General features: G+C 64.6%; 1 protein-coding gene. It reads left to right on the top strand.

Translation table 11 applies throughout. From position 1 onward, the window contains the following. The coding region (locus tag EJC49_RS25250; RefSeq protein WP_280960068.1) for a TCP-1/cpn60 chaperonin family protein at positions 1-286 on the top strand (286 nt) is incomplete at its 5' end. Positions 287-517 lie beyond the last annotated feature (231 nt).

The following is a 517-nucleotide window of genomic DNA, read 5'->3' as shown; positions in this document are numbered from 1 at the left end:
CAGGGCGCTCGAAGCCCCGATCCGTCAGATCGCAGCAAATGCGGGCGTGGAAGGCTCCGTCGTGATTGGCAAGCTCGCAGACAGCAAGAATCCCAATCAGGGCTTTGACGCCCAGACCGAAACCTATGTCGACATGATCGAGGCGGGCATCGTCGATCCCGCCAAGGTCGTGCGCACGGCCTTGCAGGATGCCGGCTCGATCGCGGCCCTCCTCATCACCGCGGAGGCGATGATCGCCGACATGCCGCCGAAAGACTCCCAGGCCGGCAACGGCCAGGGCTACTGAGCAGTGCCCAAGCCTTTCGGTCAACGTGACCGAAAGGTCGATCTTCGTCAGCAATCGGGAAGGACCAGCTTCATGGCTACTCAGAACAACGCCGGGAATTCGATCAGCCAACGGTGGGACGCCTACCAGCCGTCGAAATCGACGCTCGTCTGGGCGTGCATCGGCGCTGCCGCGGCGACCATGGTCGTCGGCTTCGTCTGGGGCGGCTGGGTGACCGGCGGCACGGCGCGC

The sequence above is a fragment of the Aquibium carbonis genome, assembly GCF_003970795.1.
GTDB lineage: Bacteria > Pseudomonadota > Alphaproteobacteria > Rhizobiales > Rhizobiaceae > Aquibium > Aquibium carbonis.
Note: the sequence above shows the minus strand (reverse complement) of the source record. Positions and strands in the feature narration are given on the sequence as shown.